Source organism: Streptomyces sp. NPDC047886, from assembly GCF_043204435.1.
Taxonomy (GTDB): Bacteria; Actinomycetota; Actinomycetes; order Streptomycetales; family Streptomycetaceae; genus Streptomyces.
Map to the genome: position 1 here is coordinate 472,797 of NZ_JBIDCF010000001.1, position 19,785 is coordinate 492,581.

The window sequence follows — 19,785 nt, forward strand, 5'->3', positions numbered from 1 at the left end:
GGCGCTATAGGGCCATGGGATGGGTGTAAACCCACGTCGACGCCAGGGTCTCGGGCACGAAGGACCCCGGCGGCCGAGCGACCGGCCCCGGGGCATGGCCAACGCTGACTAGGAGCGTCGACAGTGGGCGTTATCCATGCCTTCCTCCACTTCTTCCTGGGCGCGTTCGCGCCCGGCTCCGGCCGACGACGAGCCGTATCCCGTCGGACCCGGCCGGCCCCCGCCGCGCGTCCCCAGACCACCCATCGCGCCGCCCGGCCGCTCCCGGCTCATCGGTCCCCGTACGGGCAGTACGAGACGTTCGACAGCGCCACGATCACCCTCGTCCGCCCGTACCTGATCGCTCACGAGCGGCGGCAGGAACGGCTGCGCATCCAGCGGCGCCGCACGCTCGTGCTCGCGGCGGACTTCAGCATCGACCTCGCCACGCTGGTCCAGCACCGAGCGGGGGCGGCCCGGTGAGCGCGCGCCTGAAGCGGGTCGAGCCGCTGAGCACGGAGCCGTGCGGGGCGCGGCACCCGGAGTGGGAGCGTCCGCGTCCGGGGCGTCACCACCTCCAGTGCGTGCTGCCGAGCGGGCATGAGGGTGAAGCGCCGGGACGCGTTCACGCAGACGTGGACGGCTCCGGTCGAGCCGATGCCTCGTGCCGAGCGCCCGGCGGTGCGCAAGCCGGTCCGCATGTGCGTGCGCTGCCACCGCATCACGGACACGCCCATGGTCGTCTCCGAGATCGACCAGGCGACCGGTCCCGGGTTCACGGTCTACTGCTGCCCGAAGTGCGCCCGATACTACTTCGCGCACCCGGAGCGCCAGCCCGGCTGGCCCGGGAACCCGGACGGGACCCTGTGAGCGGGCGACGCCTGGCGATCACGGAAGCGTTGGCGGAGATGGAGCGGACCGGGAAGTCCGGGCGTGCGTCATCGGTGAGTGCGGCTACTGCACCCCGCCGCAGGATGTGTACGTCCAGGGGCGTGGGCCGCTCATCGGCCCACCGGTCATCTCGATCCGGTGCACGTGCGCCTGCCACTACGGCCGCTCCGTCCGGCAGGAGGTCATCACCGTGTAGACCGGTCGCCCGTCCCGCATTCCGTCCCCCAGGCGGAGGGGCGGGCGGCCACCCTGACAGCCTCCCGTGCCCGGCCTTCACGGCCCCCTTCGGCCGGGCACGGGAGGCACCACAACGGCCCGTCCGTCCACCCTGGGGAGGAGAGCGGCGGACAGGCCACGGCCCCCAGAGCAGCCACAACTGCTCTGGGGGCCGTTCTGGTGTCCGGCGCCGCCCTACAGCATGTCCCGGCGCCTCATGAGGAGTTGCTGAGCGCGCCGCGTGTGCTCCCCGCCCGTGCGGGAGACCTCCCGTGCCCGGCGCCGTACGGCAGTGAGCGCCTGGTGCTCCCGTACCCGCTCCACGATCCACCGGGCCCGCTCCTCCGAGTACTGCCGCCCCGGCGGCACGCCCCACTCAGCGGGGAAGGTGGAACCCAGCCCCCGGCGCACTTGCGCTTGCTCTTCCGTTCCGGCCATCACGCCACCTCCATTCCAGGCTGCGCCTTGGGCTTGGCCGGTCCGCGCAGCGCGCCCACCGCCGCCGCTACCGCCGAGCCCTCCTGCGACGGGTCCACGAACATCAGGCTCACGTACGGGCCCGGACGCGGGTGGCGGCGCTCGAACTGGGCGCCCGCGTGCCGGTACGCCTCCCTGCGGAGCTCGTGGATCTCGGCCGACGTCGGTCCGCTCTGCCGTACGAACGCCCCGGGCAGGAACGGTCGCCGCTTCGACCGCTCCGCCCGCTCCTGTGCTTCGTCGGCTGCGGCCGTGGTGACGGCGGCCCGCTCGGCCTCCCACCGCGCGCATGCCGCCCGGATCTCATCCTGTGCGGCCGCGTGCTCCCGGGCCTTCCGTATCGCCCCGGACACCAGTTCCCGGGCGTCGACCACCGTGACGGCCGGGCGTCCCGCCCAGTCGTCGACGACGAGCAACCCGAGTTCGGCGCACTCGGCGCGCACTTTGTCGGCCTTCCGGCCCGTGGCCGCCTTGATCTCCGCCAGCGTCACCAATACTTCGCTCACGTGCCTCTCCTTCTCGCTTCGCTGCCTCCCACCGCCCGGGCAGGGCGGCGTCTCTCCCGCACAGGTGGTGCGGCGGACCACATACCGTCTCCCACACACTTCCACCGGTATCGCTGCTGGTCAGCAGGCGCGCCACAAGATCAACGCCGTGGCATTCGGCCCGGGGGGAGAAAAATGAAAGCTGGGCGCGGGGCTGGGAAGGACGCTTTTCAGAAAAGCGGGCGTGTGTGTCTGGGCCACGGTGACCGTGGCCCAGCTCGGCTTGGATGCTGCGACTGTGTCCCGTATGACCGTGTCCTTTATAGGGACACTGGGACACGGTCCTACGGTCGGACACGACCGTGTCCGGGCCGCAGTCGGGACACGGTGGGGACACGGTCCTACGCTGCATCGGCGCCTGCCTCGGTGAACGGGCGAGTGAGGGCGTGGAGCTGGGCGCCGCGTGGTCCTGGCGATACGGTAGAGAGGGGCCCGGAAGGCGATCGGGCAGCGCTACAGGCTCGCGGCATGAGGTTCAAGATCACGTTTCTCGTGCAACGGGTGTGCAATGCGGGTGCGGGCCGAGCGTTCAACCACAGGTCAGAGCATGGTCGAAGCTGTACTTCGACATCTAGGATCGCCGCGGGCCGGAGCGGTTTCCGCTCCCCCGGGCCGCCGACGGCCGTTGTCGCCCCCACCGGTCGCCCCCACCGAGCGCCTCCACCGAGCGCAGGACCGCGTCCGCCTGCGCGACAGAACCGGTAACACGACAGCCTCCTTTGTGATCAGCTGATGCCGTGGAAGCCATATGGACAAGTGTCGTAGCGGTGGGGGGCACGCTCACGGGTGCGGTGATCACGCATGTCTTCCAGCGCCTCTCGTCCGAACGCGGTGAGCTGTTCGCGCGGTCCGAAGCGCTCCGGCAGGAGCGCATGGCCGCGTACAGTTCGTTCGCCGCGGCCGTGGAGGACTACCGCCATGGCCAGGCGGACCGCTGGTACCGCAAGCGGCAGGACCCGGACGGAGAGGCTTTCATCACGGCACGTGATGAAGCGCACCGCCTCCGAACGGCGACCCGGCAGGCGCTCTACCGCGTCAAGTTGCTCACCGACGACCGGGACGTCACCCTCGCGGCCGAGCGGGCCTACCAGTGCACACGGGACGTGTCAACCGCCCAGGACCGGGCGGGGCGGGACGCACTGGACGCCCAGGCGAGGCACGCGATCGAAGCGTTCGTCGCCCGTGCCTCGCCCCTGGTCCGCTGATCCTCGGCTCCGAGACGACCGCGGGGCGGGTCGACGTCACGGCGACCCACGCCGCCGTCGCGCCCCTTCAGCGGGCTCTACCGCGAGCACGGCTGAAATCGGCTGGCTGCGTAGCCCCGCGCTGTGTTTCTGTTCCGGGATGGAGACGTGGAGTGTGCGGCGGCGGACCGACCGGGACCTCGACGGGTGCGCGGACGTGCTCGCGACGGTCCACGAGCGCGAGGGCTACCCGGTGAACTGGCCCGCCCGCCCCACGGACTGGCTCGCTCCGCCGACGCTGCTCACGGCGTGGGTGGCCGAGTGGGACGGCCGGGTCGTCGGTCATGTCGGCCTGTGCCGAGCCGACGGGAGCGACGTGGCGGCCCGGCTGTGGAGCGACCGCGAGGGTGTCGGTATCGAGGCGACCGCCGTGGTCAGCCGGCTGTTCGTCGCTCCGTCGGCACACGGCCGCGGAATCGGCGCGGCCCTGATGGCCCGGGCGGTCGCCGAAGCGCGGGAGCGCGCCCTGCGCCCGGTGCTCGACGTCGTCGCGTCCGACACCGCGGCGGTGGCGTTGTACGAACGGCTGGGCTGGGAGCTGCTGGGCACGGCCGAGCAGCGATGGACCCCGGCGCGGACCGTGTCCGTCCGTTGCTATGCGCTGTGACGCGCGGCGAGGCGAGCGAGGGGCGGGACGGTGACGGTTGAGACCCGCTACGGCGGAGACGGTGCGGCAGTAGTCGCACGGCTCCTTCGAGGAGCGTCCGTGCGGGACGTGATGGACGTCGCCGATCCCGGTACCTGGCTCGCGCTGGACGCCGCCGTACGCGAGGCGGGGTGGCGGCACCGGACGTCGCTGCCGGCGCGGGAAGAGGTCGAGGGCCCGGCAGCGGGGGGATCGCGGCAGCGGGCGGAGGCGTTCCGGAGGCGTGCCGATGCGCTCACCGAGGGGCGGCTCGCCGTCGCCCTGTGCCATCCCGACGGCAGGGTCCGCGAGGCCGCGCTCGGGCGGGTGGTGGAGCACCTGAGGCCACTGGGACAGTCAGGCCGCGCGGCGACGCGGACGGGTCTGCTGCCGCTGGTGGTCATCCGCGGTGCCGACTGGGCCGAGCCGGTGTGCGAGCGGGCGCGGGTGCTGCTGCGGGACGCTCTGCCCCAGCTCGGGGCGGAGGAGACCGCCGTGCTCGCGCGGCTCCTGGTGCGCGTCGGCCGCCGTGAGCGCGGCGGGTTCGGCGTCGAGTTGCTGAGCGACACCCTGCGCCGGGGCCCGAGCGAACGTTTCGTGCCCCTGTTCACCGACCGGGACCGCGCCGTGCGGCGCCTGGCATACGGGGTCGCCCTGGAGCAGCAGGTGCTCTCCCCCGCCCAGTGGGCTCGGGCCGCCGCCGGTGACGACGACGCCGTCGTGCAGGACGTGTGTGCCGAGGCCGCGCTCGCGGGCCTGGCCGAAGCGGACGCCGACGGCGCGGACGGCGACGGCGTGGACGAGGTGCTGCGGCCGCTCCTCTCCGCCCGTAACCCGCGGGCCCGCTCGGCCGGGGTCACCGCGCTGCGGCGCGCGGGGCGGCCGGAGGCCGCGCGGCCGTTCCTGACCGATCGCTCCGCGCTGGTGCGGGCGTGCGCTCGTTACGTCCTGCGCCAGGGCGGCACGGACCCGCTCCCCCTGTACCAGGCGTGGTGCGCGGACCCGGCCGACGAGGCGCTGCCGCCGGGTGCGCCCATCGGCCTCGCCGAGTGCGGCACGCGCGCGGACGCCGCGCTGCTCGGTCCACTGCTGCGGCACCCCGTCCCGACGGTCCGGGCCCGTGCCGTGGCCGGGCTGCGCACGCTGGGCCACGTGGACGTGGAGCGGCTGCGGCCGCTCATCGACGACGCCCCGGCCGTCGCCCGCGAAGCGACCCTGGCGCTCGCCGGGTCGGCGCGGCCGCTGCCCGAGGACTGGCTGACGCCGCGCCTGGCCCCGGAGTGGCCACGGCACACGCGGCTGGCCGCGTTCCGGCTGCTCGTCGGCCAGGGCGGCATGGTCCGGCTGCGGGCGTCGGTCCGCCTCCTGGACGACCCGGACCCGAAACTGCGCGGCTGGGCCGAGCGGTCCTTACAGGGCTGATGGCCGCCGCCCGGTGACTTTCCGCGCGGCGGGGCTGAGGCGGCGGCGCTGCTCGACCGCTGTGCGCATCTGTTCAGCCGCCATGTCCTGCTGTCGCCGACGAGCTGCGGGCGCTCGCGGCGGCCGGGCGCACCGTCGACGTCGTATACAGCGAGACCGACACGGGTACGTGGGACGCCCTGTCCCGTGCCCCGCGCCGCCGGTCGCCCTGTGGCTCACGCGGACAGGGTGCGCTCCAGGGGCGTACGGAAGCGCGGGGTGACACGGGTGCCGTTCAGCCAGGCGTGCAGGCGGGCGGCTTCCGCCTCGATCGCGGCGGCCGCCTCCCGGCCCGGGTCGGTGAGCAGGCGCCAGACCGGTTCACCGTCCGGGCGCTGGGCCCAGCCGCCGATGATCCGCCCGTCCCACCAGACGGTGGGGCCGATGTTGCCGCTGCGGTCGAAGAGTTCCGCGCGGTGCTCGGACGTGAGGTACCAGGCGCGCCCCCGCCAGCCCATGGGCGTGGGGTCCAGCGCGGGGAGGAAGGCGGCCCACGGGGCGGGGCGCTCGACGGGGGCCGTGTCGTCAGGCAGGACGTAGCCGGTGGCGCCCTCGTCGAGGTCCACCTCCACCGCGCCCACCGTTCGGAGTGCCTTGCGCACCTCGGTGACCCGCCAGCCGGTCCACCATGTGAGGTCGGCCTCGGTGGCCGGGCCGTGGGAGCCGAGCCAGTGGCGGGTGAGCGTCGCCTGGGCCTCGGCGGCGGGGAGTTCGGGCAGGGCGGGCGCGACGGCCCAGCGGAACCGGCTGGACGTCCAGGAGCCGAGCGGTCTGCCGCGTACGACACGTGCCTCGGTGCCGAGCAGGCGCAGCAGCCGGGACGACACGGTCTGCCGCTGCTCGTAGCCGGTGCCGGGGCCGTACAGGAACTGTTCGCGCAGGCGTGGTTCGTCCTCGGCCAGTTCGGCGGCGGTGGCCTCGCCGCGTCTCTCCAGGGCGGCGAGCGTGGACTGCTCCACTTCCGCCAGCCATGTCTCGTCCAGCGAGCTGCCCGCCTTGAGCTGCTTGATGAGCCCGGCACGCTCGCGGGCTGCGACGGCGTGTGTGGTGGAGGACTGGACGACGGGCGCCAGCGCGGCAGGGAGCACGAACACCGTGTGGCGCATGCCGTGCATACGGATGAGGCTGCGGTCCTCGTACAGCGCGTGTTCCATGGCCGGGACCGGGCCCGCCGGGGCCGCCTCGTCGGTGAGGCGGGCTCCCACGGCCAGGTGCACGGTCGCCGGGTCGGTGCCGTGGAGGGCGGTGAGCGATGCCGCGACCTCCTCGACGGTCGTCGCGCGGGCGGCGGGCGCCAGGTGGTGACGCACACCGGTCCGGGCCCGCCGCTCGTCGTCGCGCATCCTGGGCCGGGCCCGGCCCAGGGGGCGGGAGCCGGGCCCGCGCCCAGGGTCCGGGTCCGGGGCGGGCTCCGGGTCGGGGTGGGTCGCGGGCTGTGCGCTCATGGGAAACCTCGTCGCGGTGTGTGTGGGGGGTAGGGCCCGGCGCGCGGAACGCCGGACCCTTGCCCCGGCTCATCGGCCGTGCGGGGCCGCGCCGGGGCAAGGGCAAGGGCTCCGTACGGTCCGTCAGCGGCGGATCAGGGTCCTGACCATCCGGCACGTCAGGTCGGACGGCGGGTGGACACCGATGCGCTCCGCCGTGCTCCGTATCGTCCGGTTGTCGGCCTTCGACGGGACGTACACGCCCGAGTCGAGCAGGGCGATGGCCAGGCGCATGGCCTTGAGGCGGCGGTTGTGGCTCACGTACCACTCGCGGGGCTGGCCCGCCGGCAGTGGCTTCTTGCGAAGGGGCTTCCAGGGTTCGAGGGGCAGTGTCGTGATCGCGGCAACAGCCATCGGCGACCTCCTGGTGCGTGGTGTGGGGACCCTCCCCCGGGCCCTCACGAACTACTTCGATTTTACCGGCCACCACTGACAATCGGCCCTGGCCAGCAGGGCTTTGAGGGGGTCGGGCGGTACGGTGACGGGCATGGAGATCTGGATCAATCCCGCGTGTTCCAAGTGCCGTGGCGCACTGAAGCTGCTCGACGAGGAAGGCGCGGAGTACACGGTCCGCCGCTACCTGGAGGACGTGCCGTCCGCGGCGGAGATCCGGGAGGTACTGGACCGGCTGGAGCTGGAGCCGTGGGACATCACCCGTACCCAGGAGGCCGCCGCGAAGGAGCTCGGGCTGAAGGAGTGGCCGAGGGAGGCCGCGGCCCGCGACCGCTGGATCGCCGCGCTCGTGGAGCACCCGAAGCTGATCCAGCGGCCCATCATCACCGCCGACGACGGTACGGCCGTGGTGGCCCGGACGGACGAGGCGGTCAGGGACGCGCTCTCCCGGTCGTGACCGCCCGGCGGGACGGACCGGCCTGGCCGACGGCTGAACACCGGCGTCCTGTTACTCGTACGTAGGGACACACGGAACCGATCCGGCCGCCGTCCCCCGTGCGGCCGGGGACAGGAGTCCCAGGTGTCTCGCAAGAAGACCCTCAGCGGTAGGAAGAAGCTCGCCCTGTTCGTCGGCGCGGCCGTGGTGGCCGGCGGTACGGCGGTGGCCATGACCGGCACCAGTCAGGCGTCGGTGGCCTGCGACGGGCTGGCCACGGCTCTGGGCAACAACGAACGGTTCATCGCCGGACAGCGGGCCAACCCGGACGCGCAGTCCGAGGCGCGGATCGCCAACCGGCAGGCGGTGATCGAGGAGATCAAGCGGAAACAGGCCGCCTCCGGATGCGCCGTCGGCGCCGGTTCGGAGGCACCGGGCGCCGGGGCGGATGCGCAGGCCGGGGCGGGTGCGGAGGCACCGGGCGCCGGGGCGGGTGCGCAAGCGCCGGGCGCCGGCGCCGGGGCCGACGGGAACGCGGACGCCCAGCCGCCCGCCGACCGGCAGCCCCCCGCCGCGCAGCCGCCGGCCGCCGCCGGGGACGTGGTGTGCGCCGGGTCCACCGTCACGCTGTCCGGCGAGGGCGGCGCTCCGGCCGCCTCCAGCGGCCAGTTCCCGGCGGGGACCCTGCTGAAGGTGACCAACCTCGACAACGCCAAGTCCACGACCGTCGAGGTCACCTCCGTCTCCGGGAGCTGCGTCCTGCTGAACGACGCCGCGTTCGAGCAGGTCCGCGAACCGGGCAAGTTCCTGATCCGCAACGCCCGGATCGAACGCGTCGGCTAGCAGGTGTACGGCCGCGTGGCGCCTGGCGGGGGCTCAGTCGGCCACCAGGGCCTCCGCCTCCGCCAGGATCTCCGTCAGGCGCAGCCCGAACCGTATGTCGCAGTCGTGCGGCACCCCGCCGCGTGCCGAGGCCAGCAGCGCGTCCACCGCCGACCCGAAGGCGCCCGCCGCGTCGGCCCAGCCGGGCATGACCGCCCGGCCGCGGTCGCCGAACAGGGTGACGCCGGCGTCCGCCGCGGCGACCGGAGCGCTCAGGGTCAGCGTCGCCGTGCTGCTCGCGCCGGACGCGTGACGCAGGGTCAGGTGCCGCAGGTCGCCGGGGCCCGCCAGGGCGGCGACCTCCGTCACGTCGCCGAGTACGGGGAGGAGCACCGACAGCACGTGCGGGCCCACGTCCCATAGGGCGCCCTTCTCCCGCCGCCACGGCGACGCCGCGTACGCGCTGGTCGAGCCGGGCGAGAACAGCGCCCCCAGCCAGTGCGCCCGCCCCAGGAACCAGCCGCCCGCGGCCGTCTGCTCCGCCACCCAGGGCGCCGTGGCGGCGGCGAACCGCAGGGTGCAGAAGACGACGGACGCCACGCCTGCCTTCTCGGCCGCGAGGGCCGCCTCACGGGCGCCGCCCACGTCGGTCGCGACCGGCTTGTCGAGGAGCAGATGGCAGCCGGCGGCCGCCGCCCGCGCGGCCAGCGGCGCCTGGATGTCGGGCGGGAGCGCGAACGCGACCGCGTCGCTCGCCGCGAACAGGGCGTCCACGTCGTCGTACGCGCGGGTGCCGTGGGCCCCGGCCAGTGCGGCGGCCGCGTCGGGGCGCCTGCCCCACACGCCGGAGAACGTGACGCCGGGATGCGCCGCCAGGGCCGGGGCGTGGGTGCGCGCGGCCCACGGGCCGGTGCCCAGGAGCCCGACGCGCGGGAGTCGCCCCGGCTCGGAGGTGGCCGTGGCCGAGCCGGTCGCGATGGTGGCGGCGACCGAGCCGGTGGTGGCGGCGGCCGAGCCAGTCGCGATGGTGGCGGCGGCCGAGCCGGCGGTCGCGGTGGCAGCCGAGCCGGTCGCGGCCGTACCGGTGGTGGTGGCGGCCGAGCCGACGGCCGTGGCGGCCGTGGCGGTGGCCGGGTGCGGTTGCTGCGGCGGCGGTGTCGTCATGACGGCCAGTGTGCCTCCCTCGCGAGCGCGCGGCCGGACCGGTCGGATCCGGGGCCACCACCCGCCGCCGCCCCGGCGCTCCGGCCCGTTCCCGTAGGCCCACACCACCGCACAGCGGTCGCGTGAAACACGGGAAACCCGAGTAACACGGGGTTCACAAACGGGCAACGGCCGGGAAATCCCCTGTTGCCAAGCTGCGCGGCATACCGCTGCACCCGCAAAGGATGAGGCCCCGTGACCTTCAAGGCTGAGTACATCTGGATCGACGGCACTGAGCCGACCGCCAAGCTTCGCTCGAAGACGAAGATAATGACGGGCTCCTCCGCCGCGAACGTCGCCGAGCTGCCCATCTGGGGCTTCGACGGGTCCAGCACCAACCAGGCCGAAGGGCACGCGTCCGACCGCGTCCTGAAGCCGGTGTTCTCCTGCCCGGACCCGATCCGCGGCGGTGACGACATCCTCGTCCTGTGCGAGGTGCTCAACACGGACATGACCCCGCACTCCTCCAACACGCGCGCCGCGCTGGCCGAGGTCGCGGAGAGGTTCGCCGCGCAGGAGCCGATCTTCGGCATCGAGCAGGAGTACACGTTCTTCGACGGCGAGCGCCCGCTCGGCTTCCCGGCCGGCGGCTTCCCCGCCCCGCAGGGCGGCTACTACTGCGGTGTCGGCGCCGACGAGATCTTCGGCCGTGACGTCGTCGAGGCGCACCTGGAGAACTGCCTGAAGGCGGGTCTGGGCATCTCCGGCATCAACGCCGAGGTCATGCCCGGCCAGTGGGAGTTCCAGGTGGGCCCGCTGGCCCCGCTGGAGGTCTCCGACCAGCTGTGGGTCGCGCGCTGGCTGCTCTACCGCACCGCCGAGGACTTCAAGATCTCCGCGACGCTCGACCCGAAGCCGGTCAAGGGCGACTGGAACGGCGCGGGCGCGCACACCAACTTCTCCACCAAGGCGATGCGCGAGGGCTACGACGCGATCATCACCGCGTGCGAGTCGCTCGGCGAGGGCTCGAAGCCGCTCGACCACGTCAAGAACTACGGCGCGGGCATCGACGACCGTCTGACCGGTCTGCACGAGACGGCCCCGTGGAACGAGTACAGCTACGGCGTCTCGAACCGCGGCGCGTCGGTCCGCATCCCGTGGCAGGTCGAGAAGGACGGCAAGGGCTACATCGAGGACCGCCGCCCGAACGCCAACGTCGACCCGTACGTCGTGACCCGTCTGCTGGTGGACACCTGCTGCTCCGCCCTGGAGAAGGCCGGCCAGGTCTGATCGACGCCCGGCCACGCCGCGCTCACCGAAAGGGGGCGCCCCACCGGTCCTCCGGTGGGGCGCCCCCTTCGCCGTACCCGGACCCGCCTTCGCCGCACGGTACGGATCCCGCGCGCGGGCCGTGCGGCGGGCCGGCCGGGTGCGGCTACGCGCCCTGGCGGCGGCGCGCCACCAGGGAGCGGGTCGCGTCGACGGCCAGGAACGCCAGCAGGCTCAGGCCCAGCAGCGGGACGAACCAGCCGACCAGCGCGGTCGCCGCGGCGAGCGGCAGCAGCAGGGTCACCGGCACCTTCCGCCAGGCCCCGGCCGGGACGGGGCGGCCGGGCCTGCGCTGCCACCACATGCGGTAGCCCCACACGACCAGCAGGACGAGGGCGAGCGCGAGCGCGGCGAGTGCCAGCTGGTTGGCGAGGCCGAGGAAGACGCCCATGTGGGCGTCGATGCCGAACCGGGTCAGCTTGGCGAGCAGCGGGTAGTCGGCGAACCGGAGCGTGTCCATGACCTGCCCGGTGGCCGGGTCGACGGCCGCCGAGTCCAGATGGACGGGGTACTGGGTGTCGGTCTCCTTGACGACGTAGCCCTTGCCGTCGGTGGGCAGGGTGACGGAGATGCGGCCGTCGATCCCGGCCTCCTTCGCCGCCGCGACCGCCGTGTCGATGCCGACGTCCGTGCCGGTGGGCGCGGACGGGCCGGGGTGGCCTGCGCCGTGGCCCTCGTGCCCGCCCGCGCCCGCCGCCGTGCCGCCGACCGCGGCCGAGATGGCGGGTGTGGCACCGCCGAGCCGCTCGCGGAGGGAGCCGATGTTCTCGCCCGCGTACGTCGACCAGGTCAGGCCGGTGACGGAGAGCGCCACCAGTCCGGTGACGGCCCACAGTCCGACGGAGCCGTGCCACGACAGGGTGCGGCGGCGGGAGCGGGGGCCGCCCTCCGGGAGGAACAGCGCGCGCTTCGTGCGGCGCCTGCGACCCAGCCACAGCAGCAGGCCGCCGAGCGCGACGACCCACAGCCAGCTCGCGGCGAGTTCGCTGTAGACGCGGCCCGGTTCGCCGAGGTGCAGGTCCCGGTGGAGCTCGTCCAGCCAGGTGCGCAGTGGCAGGGCGCCCGAGCTGCCGTAGCTGGGCAGGTCTCCCCGTACCTGCCCGGTGTACGGGTCGACGAAGACCGCGAGGGACTTGCCCTCGTCGACGCCGGGGGCGGTCATCAGCACGCGGGTCGTGGCGCCGTCCTCGGCCGAAGGCCACACGGCCGTCACGGTGCCGTCGGGGTGGGCGCGCCGCGCGGAGGCGACCTGCTCGGAGAGGGGCAGGACGCTGTCCCCGACGGGGACTTCCAGCTCCTGCCGGTAGACGATCCGCTCGGCCTGGAAGGAGAGCGCGTACAGCAGTCCGCTGACCGCGGCGACGAGCAGGAGCGGGGCTATCAGCATCCCGGCGTAGAAGTGGACGCGCAGGACCAGCGGGCGCAGGGCGCTCCAGGTGGTTCCGGACGCGGGGGCGGTCGGATCGTCGGCGGGTGCCGTCGTGGTTCTTGTGGTGGTGTCGGCGGGCATGGCTGTCCGTCCTGTCCTGTTCTCGGATGTCGGCGTCTGCGGGTACGCAGGAAGCGGCCTCCGGCGGACGGTCGGTCAGACGTGGGTGCCGGGGGCCGTGGCGCGGGGTGCGGACAGGAAGGGCGGGCCGCGCCGGGACAGGCTGTGGGCGAGGACGACGCCGGGACGGCGGCGGTCGGCGGTACGGGGCCGCGCACGCGGCGGGCTCGGCGCGTGCGGCAGCGCCACGGCGGTCAGCGGCGGCCGCAGCGGTACGAAGGCCGTGCGGGCGAGCCGGAAGAAGGCGGCCTCGCCCCGGGACAGCCACAGCGCGCACGCCCCGGCGGCCAGCGCGTGCACGGCGAGCATGCCTGCCGACGCGCCCATGGGGCCCGCCGCCTCATGCGCGTGGTGCTGCGGGGCCGCGCCGGAGAACGTCAGGTGCAGGACGCCCTGTACGGCGAGGACGCCCGTGCCGATGAACGCCGTGCCCCGGCGGCGACCGCCGGCCAGCCAGCCGAGCGTGCCGGTCGCGCCGAACGCGAGGAGCAGGGAGCTCGCCGGGACATGGTGCGCGGACAGGGACGAATGCCCCACAGCGGCCAGGACGACGCAGATCGCGGCGAAGAGCGCGGCGCGCAGGGCGCGTAGCGGCGAGCGGGCGTCCGTCATGGTGAGGACATGCTGCCATCCCGGTGTTCCTCCTGGCAGCGGAAGTGTTCCCTTGACTGGCGGAACTGTTCCCCAGGCAGCGGCAGGGTTCCCCTGACGGCGGAACCGTTCCCTGGACGGCGGAACCGTTCCCCTGACAGCGGAAGTGTTCCTCTCGCAGCGGAAGTCGGGCGTGACGGGCGGCTCCCGCAGGCATGGTTCGTCTCATGAGACTTCTGATCCTGGGTGGTACGGAATTCGCGGGGCGGGCCGTGACGGAGGCGGCGGTCGGCCGGGGCTGGGACGTGACGGTCTTCCATCGGGGCCGGCACGCGGCGCCCGCCGGCGCGGTGTCGCTGCGCGGCGACCGCACGGCACCGGGCGGGCTCCGCGCGCTGGCCGGGGGCGAGTGGGACGTGGTCGTGGACACCTGGTCGGCCGCGCCCGCGGCCGTACGGGACACCGCCCGGCTGCTCGCGGACCGGGCGGGCCGGTACGTGTACGTGTCGTCCCGCTCCGTGTACGCCTGGCCTCCGGCGGCGGGGCTCGCCGAGGACGGGCCGCTCGTGGCGGGCTCGCCGGACGCGGGCGGCGCCGGCGCGGACGGCGGCGCCGGGGACGAGGTGCCGTACGCGGAGGCGAAGCGGGGCGGCGAACTGGCGGCGCTCCAGGCGTTCGGCGACGAACGCGCCCTGCTGGGCCGCGCCGGTCTGATCATCGGCCCCTGGGAGAACGTCGGGCGGCTGCCGTGGTGGCTGAACCGGATCGCCCGGGGCGGCGACGTCCTCGCGCCGGGGCCGCGCGAACTGCCGATCCAGTACATCGACGTACGGGACATGGCCGACTGGCTGCTGGACGCGGCGGAGGCGGGGCTTTCCGGCCCGTACAACCTGGTGAGCCCGCCCGGGTTCGCGACGATGGGCGAGCTCCTCGACAGCTGTGTGCGGGTCACCGGTGCCGACGCGACCCTGCGGTGGACGTCGCCGGAGGCGATCGCCGACGCGGGCATCGAGCCGTGGACGGGACTGCCCGTCTGGATACCGCCGGGCGAGGTGTACGACGCGATGCACACCGCCGATGTGTCGAAGGCCCTCGCGGCGGGCCTGCGGTGCCGCCCGGTCGGCGAGACGGTCGCCGACACCTGGGCGTGGCTGCGGTCGATCGGCGGGGTGGCGCCGCAGCGCGGCGACCGGAGCACCAAGGGGGTGTCGCCGGAGCAGGAGGCGAAGGCGCTCGGCGGGTGAACTACGGCGATTCCGGTTCCGGTTGAACACGAGGGGCGGTGCGTCCGTATGGAAAGGAGCGCTGGTTCCCTGCCGGGATTGGAGTTCCATGGGACGCACACGAAAACGCTCGACACTGGCCAACCGGGCCATCGCCGCCTCGGCCGCCCTCCTGCTGGGCGGCGGCGGACTGCTGGCGGTCAATGTCTACGCATCGGCGGGGCAAGGCTGGTCCGACCCGTCGCGACAGCAGCAGGAACTGAGGAGCTCGGGGCAGCGGTACTCCACCATCGACTGCCCCGAGGTCGCCAACGGTCTGCCCGAAGAGGTGCCCGACCAGGCACGGGGCGAAGTGGACCTGGAACTGGCGAGGATGGACAACCGGATCACGGACGCGTACCAGCGGCTCGTGAACCAGCGGGACGAGATCCAGCGCGATCCGTCGCTGGCCGAGAACGCCATCCTCAATCCGCTGAAGGAGGAGCGGCGGGCGAGCATCGAGCGCATCGCCATCGCGATCGGCCGTGTCGCCGAGCGCCCCCAGGGCATGGAGAGCCTGGCGCCCTGCACCCTGCGCGCCGACGACAGCCAGGGACAGGACCAGGACCAGGGCCAAGGACAGGACCAGGGCCAGAACCAGGGCCAGGGTGACGATCAAGGCCAGGACCAGGGGCAAGACCAGGACCAAGGTCAAGGTCAAGGTCAGGGCCAAGGTCAGGGCCAGGGACAGGGCCAGGCCGGGAACGGGCCCGTCGCCGCCGACTTCGTCGACATCCAGTCCGTCCAGCCGAACGTCCGGACACCGCGTCAGCTGCGCGGCGCGTCGCGCGGCACCTTCACCACCGACTGCGGCCGGAACGAGAACGGCAAGTTCAACCCGGACAACGTCATCGTCGCGCCCGGTGTGCGCAACGGCGCCCACCACATGCACGACTACGTCGGCAACCAGGCCAACAACGCCTTCGCCAACAACCGGATCCTCGCCAAGGGCCGGACGACGTGCCGCAACCAGGGTGACCGGTCCACGTACTACTGGCCCGTCCTGCGGGTGCAGAACGGGCAGAACGACAAGGACGCGGGGGAGGACGGCGGCGGCAAGGACCAGAACGTCGGTGTCATCCAGACGCCGTCCGAGGTGACGCTGAACTTCGTCGGCAGCCCCGTCTCCAAGGTGACGCAGATGCCGCGCTTCCTGCGGATCATCACGGGTGACGCGAAGGCGTTCACCAACGGCGACGCCAACGCCAACGCGTCATGGAGCTGTACCGGATTCGAGGACCGGCAGCTGAAGGACAAGTACCCGATCTGCCCGCAGGGCAGTCAGGTGGTGCGTACCTTCGACTTCCAGAGCTGCTGGGACGGCCAGAACGTCGACAGCGCCAACCACCGGACACATGTGGCGTTCGCCGACGACGACGGCCGCTGCCCCGAGGGCTTCCGGGCCATCCCCCAGCTCGTGCAGCGGATCGTCTACGACGTTCCGCCGGGGTCCGTGTTCGCCGTGGACTCGTTCCCGGAGCAGCTCCACAAACCCATCACCGATCACGGTGACTTCATCAATGTCTTCGACAGCGGTCTGATGGCACGGATGGTGGACTGCATCAACACCGGACGACGGTGCACCTGACCCTTGAAAGCCCCCTTCGGGCCCGGAAGGGCCCGGAGGGAAACCCTCCCCCCACAGCCCCACCCCCGACTGCGCGGTCAGCTCCCGTGGTGACCCGAGTGGTCCTCCTCGCTCCCCCCATCACCACCACTGTTCCCCGAGTGGTGCGGCGAGGCGGTCTCCACGTCGCCACCGAGCCGGCCGCGCAGTGCTGTGATCACCTCGGGCTCGCCGACCGCCGCCCACTTCCGGCCGACCAGGTACACACCGCCGTAGTCCTTGGCGCCGTTGATCCACTCACGCTGCCCCCGGTCGGTGGCGAAGGTGGTCAGGACGTACGTCCCGTACGCCGTGGCGCAGTTCGCCTGACGGATCTCCGCCGCCTCGGTCTGGATGTCCGGCCGGCATTCCGCCCGGTCGGCCAGCTCCTCCAGGGTGCCGGCCGCCGTGGGCGGGACGGTGTCGGCGCGGCGCTCCCCGCCGTCCGCCGTGCAGCCCGCCAGGGCGAAGACGGCCAGCAGGGGAACCATCGACGCGGCCATACGAGTTCGCTCCGTGCGCATCTGGCCATGGTGCCGTTTCGTACCCCTGTTCCGGGTGAGAACCGTGGGTAACGTGCGCCCCGTGCTCACACCATGGTCGCGCCGTACGTTGTTGGGTACCGCCGGGGCGCTCGGCGCGGGTGCCGCCGTCTCGGGGCGTACGTCCGCCACGGCGGCGCCCGCGGGGCCCGCGTCCCCCGCCGCCGCACCCGCCGCGAGCGCCCGTCCCGCCCGTCCCGCCCGTGCCGCTCACGCCACGCGCGCCGCCCGGGACGCGCTCGTACGGCTGCTGCCCGCGCACGCCGACCAGTTCCGGCTGACACTGCTGCCGGACGGGCCCGAGCGGTTCCGGGTCTCGGGCTCCACCGGGCGCGTCGAGGTCGCCGCCACCGGGGCGGCCGCGCTCCTCACGGGTGTCCACTGGTACCTGAAGTACGTGTGCGGGGCGCACGTCTCCTGGTCGGGCTCCCAGCTGCGGCTGCCGCGCCGGCTGCCCGCGCCGGCCGCGCCGCTCGCCCGCGAGGCCACCGTCCCGCACCGGTTCGCGTTCAACGACACGCACGACGGCTACACCGCCCCGTACGCCGACTGGCCGCGCTGGGAGCGGCTGATCGACGTCCTGGCCCTGCACGGCTGCAACGAGGTGCTGGTCACCGTCGGCCAGGAGGCCGTCTACCACCGGGTGCTGCGGGACTTCGGGTACACGGACGCCGAGGCCCGCGCGTGGCTGCCCGCGCCCTCCCACCAGCCCTGGTGGCTGCTGCAGAACATGAGCGGCTACGGCGGGCCCGTCGACGCCGGGCTCATCGCCCGCCGTGCCGCGCTCGGCCGCCGCGTCACCGACCGGCTCCGCGAGCTCGGCATGCACCCGGTGCTGCCCGGCTGGTTCGGTACCGTCCCCGACGGCTTCGCCGAGCGCAACCCCGGGGCCCGTACCGTCCCGCAGGGCCGGTGGGCTCAGCTGCGCAGGCCCGACTGGCTGGACCCGCGCACGCCGGTGTTCGCCGAGGTGGGAGCCGCGTTCTACCGGTACCAGACGGAGCTGTTCGGTGAGGTGCGGCACGTCAAGATGGACCTGCTGCACGAGGGCGGCTCGGCCGGTGACGTGCCGGTCGCCGACGCGGCCCGCGCCGTCGAGTCCACCCTGCGGGCGGCGCGGCCCGACGCCACGTGGGTGATCCTGGGCTGGCAGGGCAACCCGCGCCGCGAGCTGCTGGACGCGCTGGACAGGAGCAGGCTCCTCGTGGTGGACGGGCTGTCCGACCTGGAGGCGGTCACCGACCGGGAGCGGGACTGGGGCGGCGCCCCGTACGCGTTCGGCACGATCCCGAACTTCGGCGGCCGTACGACGATCGGCGCGAAGACCCATGTGTGGGCCGAGCGGTTCCCCGCGTGGCGCGACAAGCCCGGTTCGGCGCTCGTCGGCACCGCGTACATGCCGGAGGCGGCCGAGCGCGACCCGGCGGCGTTCGAGCTGTTCTCCGAACTGGCCTGGCGCGGGGAGCCCGTCGACCGCGACCGCTGGTTCGCCGACTACGCCGACCTGCGGTTCGGCGGCCGGGACGACAGCGCGCGCGAGGCGTTCGCGGTCCTGCGGGACACCGCGTACCGGATCACCAGCCGTGACGGCCGTCCGCACGACTCGGTGTTCGCCGCCCGGCCGAGCCTGGCCGCCCGCTCCGGCGCGCACTACGCGACGCACTCCCCCGCCTTCGACCCGGCACGCTTCGACCGGGCGTTCGCGGCGCTGCTCGGCGTCCGGGAGTCGCTGCGCCGCTCGGACGCGTACCGGCACGACCTCACCGACCTGGGGCGGCAGGCGCTCGCCAACCGGTCGTGGCAGCTGATCGGGCAGCTGGAGGACGCCTACGGCCGGCGGGACCTGGCGACGTTCCGGGCGCTGTCGCGGCTGTGGCTGCGGCTGATGCGGCTGAGCGACGAGATGGCGGGTTCGCACCGCGCGTTCCTGCTGGGGCCGTGGCTGGCGGACGCGCGCGGGGAGGGCCTGGAGCGCACCGCGCGTGCCCTGGTCACGACCTGGGCCGACCGGCCGACGGCGGACGCGGGGCGGCTCGCGAACTACGCCAACCGGGACTGGTCGGGGCTCATCGCGGACGTGCACCTGCCGCAGTGGCGGGCGTACCTGGACGAGCTGGAGGACGCGCTCGTCCAGGGCCGGGAACCGGAACCGATCGACTGGTACGCCGGTGAGGAGGCGTGGACGCGGGAGACCCGGGCGTATCCGCTGCGGCCGCCGCACGATCCGTACCGCACGGCCCGCCGCGTCCATGACGTCCTCGCCCGCGCCCCCTACCAGGGCGCCGTCAGCGTCTCCTGCGAGCCCGCCGCCGTGCCGCCCGGCGGCACCGCCCGCGTCACCGCCACGTTCCGGAACGTCAACGGCCTGCGGGCGACGGGCCCGGTGGAACTGGCCCTGGACGACGGGCCGGTGCGCCGCCCGGGTCCCGTCCCGGCGGCCGGTTCCGTCACCGCCGACTGGCACGTCACCGTCCCCGGCCGTCCCCTGGCCGACCCGGTGGAGCCGCGTCCGTACACGCTGCGGGCCACGTACGGGCCGGTGGGCGAGCCTCCGGTGACCACCGTCCTGCGGGGCGAGCTGTACGTCGCGGGACCGGTGGGCGGGGCGTGGCGCACGTACACCAACAGCGGTGCCGTGTTCGGGCGGCTCGGCGACCGGTACGCCGTCAACGGCGGCGGTCACGACCTGTGGAAGGCGCACAGCGAGTTCGGGGCGCTCTACCGGAAAGCCGCCCTCGCGGACGGCGGGACGCTGACCGTGCGGGTGGACGCGCAGGACGCCACGGCCGGCTGGGCGCGGGCCGGGATCATCGTCGGGAACGCGCTCGCCGAGCCCGGCTCGGGCGGTTTCCTGAACCTGGCCGTGACCCCGTCGTACGGGGTGGCCCTGTCGTACGACGGGGACGGCGACGGCATGATCGACGACTACCGGCGGCTGCGGGGCGTGACCGCTCCGGTGCTGCTGCGGTTGTCCAGGGCCGGCGGGGCGTTCACCGGCGCCTGCTCCACGGACGGCGGAACGACATGGCGTACGGTCGCCACGGTCCGTGTGCCGGGCACGGCGGCCGCCTCGGACGCGGGCCTGTTCATGACCGCGGCGAACGGCGGAGGCGGAGCCCGCGGAACGGTCCTGTTCAGCGGGGTGACGGGCTGGGCGTGACCGGGCGGGTGACCGTTCGGGGGACGGCGG

The 19,785-nt window shown here is 73.9% G+C and carries 19 protein-coding genes; 11 read left to right on the forward strand and 8 right to left on the reverse strand.

The genetic code is table 11. The features are described 5' to 3' along the window. Positions 1-123 precede the first annotated feature (123 nt). Positions 124-462 carry a hypothetical protein gene (locus ACGF5U_RS02105; RefSeq protein ID WP_392718978.1) on the forward strand — a complete coding sequence of 113 codons (339 nt, stop codon included), beginning with the start codon at positions 124-126 and terminating at the stop codon, positions 460-462. Positions 463-579: 117 nt separating this feature from the next. Further along, on the forward strand, positions 580-849 hold the full coding sequence (locus ACGF5U_RS02110; protein WP_392718980.1) for a hypothetical protein: 270 nt from the start codon (positions 580-582) through the stop codon (positions 847-849). A 432-nt stretch (positions 850-1,281) separates the two neighbouring features. On the opposite strand, the gene ACGF5U_RS02115 is transcribed toward ACGF5U_RS02110, so the two are convergent. Further along, on the reverse strand, positions 1,282-1,524 hold the full coding sequence (locus ACGF5U_RS02115; protein WP_392718982.1) for a hypothetical protein: 243 nt from the start codon (positions 1,522-1,524) through the stop codon (positions 1,282-1,284). Further along, complete coding sequence (locus tag ACGF5U_RS02120) at positions 1,524-2,069, reverse strand: hypothetical protein (protein WP_392718984.1); 546 nt, start codon at positions 2,067-2,069, stop codon at positions 1,524-1,526. Before ACGF5U_RS02120 ends, ACGF5U_RS02115 begins: the two co-directional genes overlap by 1 nt. A 776-nt stretch (positions 2,070-2,845) precedes the next feature. Between ACGF5U_RS02120 and ACGF5U_RS02125 the strand changes: the two genes are divergently transcribed. The 3 genes from ACGF5U_RS02125 to ACGF5U_RS02135 all read left to right on the forward strand — a co-directional run bounded on the left by ACGF5U_RS02125 (position 2,846) and on the right by ACGF5U_RS02135 (position 5,399). After that, positions 2,846-3,313 (forward strand): hypothetical protein, encoded by a 468-nt coding sequence (locus tag ACGF5U_RS02125; RefSeq protein WP_392714974.1) that lies wholly within the window; start codon positions 2,846-2,848, stop codon positions 3,311-3,313. A 139-nt stretch (positions 3,314-3,452) separates the two neighbouring features. Continuing rightward, positions 3,453-3,959 carry a GNAT family N-acetyltransferase gene (locus tag ACGF5U_RS02130; RefSeq protein WP_392714973.1) on the forward strand — a complete coding sequence of 169 codons (507 nt, stop codon included), beginning with the start codon at positions 3,453-3,455 and terminating at the stop codon, positions 3,957-3,959. A 99-nt stretch (positions 3,960-4,058) separates the two neighbouring features. Next, the gene (locus tag ACGF5U_RS02135) at positions 4,059-5,399 is read left to right on the forward strand and encodes a hypothetical protein (RefSeq protein ID WP_392714972.1); all 1,341 of its coding nucleotides are present in this window, start codon (positions 4,059-4,061) and stop codon (positions 5,397-5,399) included. A gap of 215 nt (positions 5,400-5,614) precedes the next feature. Here the strand turns inward: ACGF5U_RS02135 and ACGF5U_RS02140 are convergent, their stop codons facing one another. Together ACGF5U_RS02140 and ACGF5U_RS02145 are read right to left on the reverse strand one after the other, a co-directional pair. Then, complete coding sequence (locus tag ACGF5U_RS02140) at positions 5,615-6,781, reverse strand: winged helix DNA-binding domain-containing protein (RefSeq protein WP_392715000.1); 1,167 nt, start codon at positions 6,779-6,781, stop codon at positions 5,615-5,617. Positions 6,782-7,006: 225 nt separating this feature from the next. Then, positions 7,007-7,276, reverse strand: a complete 270-nt coding sequence (locus ACGF5U_RS02145) for a hypothetical protein (protein ID WP_392714971.1) — start codon at positions 7,274-7,276, stop codon at positions 7,007-7,009. A 133-nt stretch (positions 7,277-7,409) separates the two neighbouring features. Between ACGF5U_RS02145 and ACGF5U_RS02150 the strand changes: the two genes are divergently transcribed. Beyond that, complete coding sequence (locus ACGF5U_RS02150) at positions 7,410-7,772, forward strand: arsenate reductase family protein (protein ID WP_392714970.1); 363 nt, start codon at positions 7,410-7,412, stop codon at positions 7,770-7,772. A 123-nt stretch (positions 7,773-7,895) separates the two neighbouring features. Then, positions 7,896-8,594, forward strand: a complete 699-nt coding sequence (locus ACGF5U_RS02155; RefSeq protein ID WP_392714969.1) for a hypothetical protein — start codon at positions 7,896-7,898, stop codon at positions 8,592-8,594. A gap of 33 nt (positions 8,595-8,627) precedes the next feature. Here the strand turns inward: ACGF5U_RS02155 and ACGF5U_RS02160 are convergent, their stop codons facing one another. Beyond that, a complete protein-coding gene (locus ACGF5U_RS02160) occupies positions 8,628-9,551 on the reverse strand; it encodes a Gfo/Idh/MocA family protein (RefSeq protein ID WP_392714999.1) in 924 nt (307 codons plus the stop codon). A gap of 420 nt (positions 9,552-9,971) precedes the next feature. On the opposite strand from ACGF5U_RS02160, the gene glnII reads away from it, so the two are divergent. Next, on the forward strand, positions 9,972-11,006 hold the full coding sequence (gene glnII, locus ACGF5U_RS02165) for a glutamine synthetase (RefSeq protein WP_392714968.1): 1,035 nt from the start codon (positions 9,972-9,974) through the stop codon (positions 11,004-11,006). 145 nt (positions 11,007-11,151) lie between these two features. On the opposite strand, the gene ACGF5U_RS02170 is transcribed toward glnII, so the two are convergent. Further along, positions 11,152-12,555 carry a PepSY-associated TM helix domain-containing protein gene (locus ACGF5U_RS02170; RefSeq protein WP_392714967.1) on the reverse strand — a complete coding sequence of 468 codons (1,404 nt, stop codon included), beginning with the start codon at positions 12,553-12,555 and terminating at the stop codon, positions 11,152-11,154. Positions 12,556-12,630: 75 nt separating this feature from the next. Beyond that, positions 12,631-13,206, reverse strand: coding sequence for a hypothetical protein (locus ACGF5U_RS02175; RefSeq protein ID WP_392714966.1), 576 nt, complete (start codon positions 13,204-13,206; stop codon positions 12,631-12,633). 206 nt (positions 13,207-13,412) lie between these two features. Here ACGF5U_RS02175 and ACGF5U_RS02180 point away from each other — a divergent pair, with 206 nt between their 5' ends. After that, positions 13,413-14,429, forward strand: a complete 1,017-nt coding sequence (locus ACGF5U_RS02180; protein ID WP_392714965.1) for an NAD-dependent epimerase/dehydratase family protein — start codon at positions 13,413-13,415, stop codon at positions 14,427-14,429. Between the two features lie 88 nt (positions 14,430-14,517). Beyond that, positions 14,518-16,035, forward strand: a complete 1,518-nt coding sequence (locus ACGF5U_RS02185) for a DUF1996 domain-containing protein (protein ID WP_392714964.1) — start codon at positions 14,518-14,520, stop codon at positions 16,033-16,035. A 77-nt stretch (positions 16,036-16,112) separates the two neighbouring features. Here ACGF5U_RS02185 and ACGF5U_RS02190 read toward each other — a convergent pair whose 3' ends face one another. After that, positions 16,113-16,577, reverse strand: coding sequence for a hypothetical protein (locus ACGF5U_RS02190; protein ID WP_392714963.1), 465 nt, complete (start codon positions 16,575-16,577; stop codon positions 16,113-16,115). Positions 16,578-16,638: 61 nt separating this feature from the next. Here ACGF5U_RS02190 and ACGF5U_RS02195 point away from each other — a divergent pair, with 61 nt between their 5' ends. Next, positions 16,639-19,755 carry an alpha-N-acetylglucosaminidase gene (locus tag ACGF5U_RS02195; RefSeq protein ID WP_392714962.1) on the forward strand — a complete coding sequence of 1,039 codons (3,117 nt, stop codon included), beginning with the start codon at positions 16,639-16,641 and terminating at the stop codon, positions 19,753-19,755. Positions 19,756-19,785 lie beyond the last annotated feature (30 nt).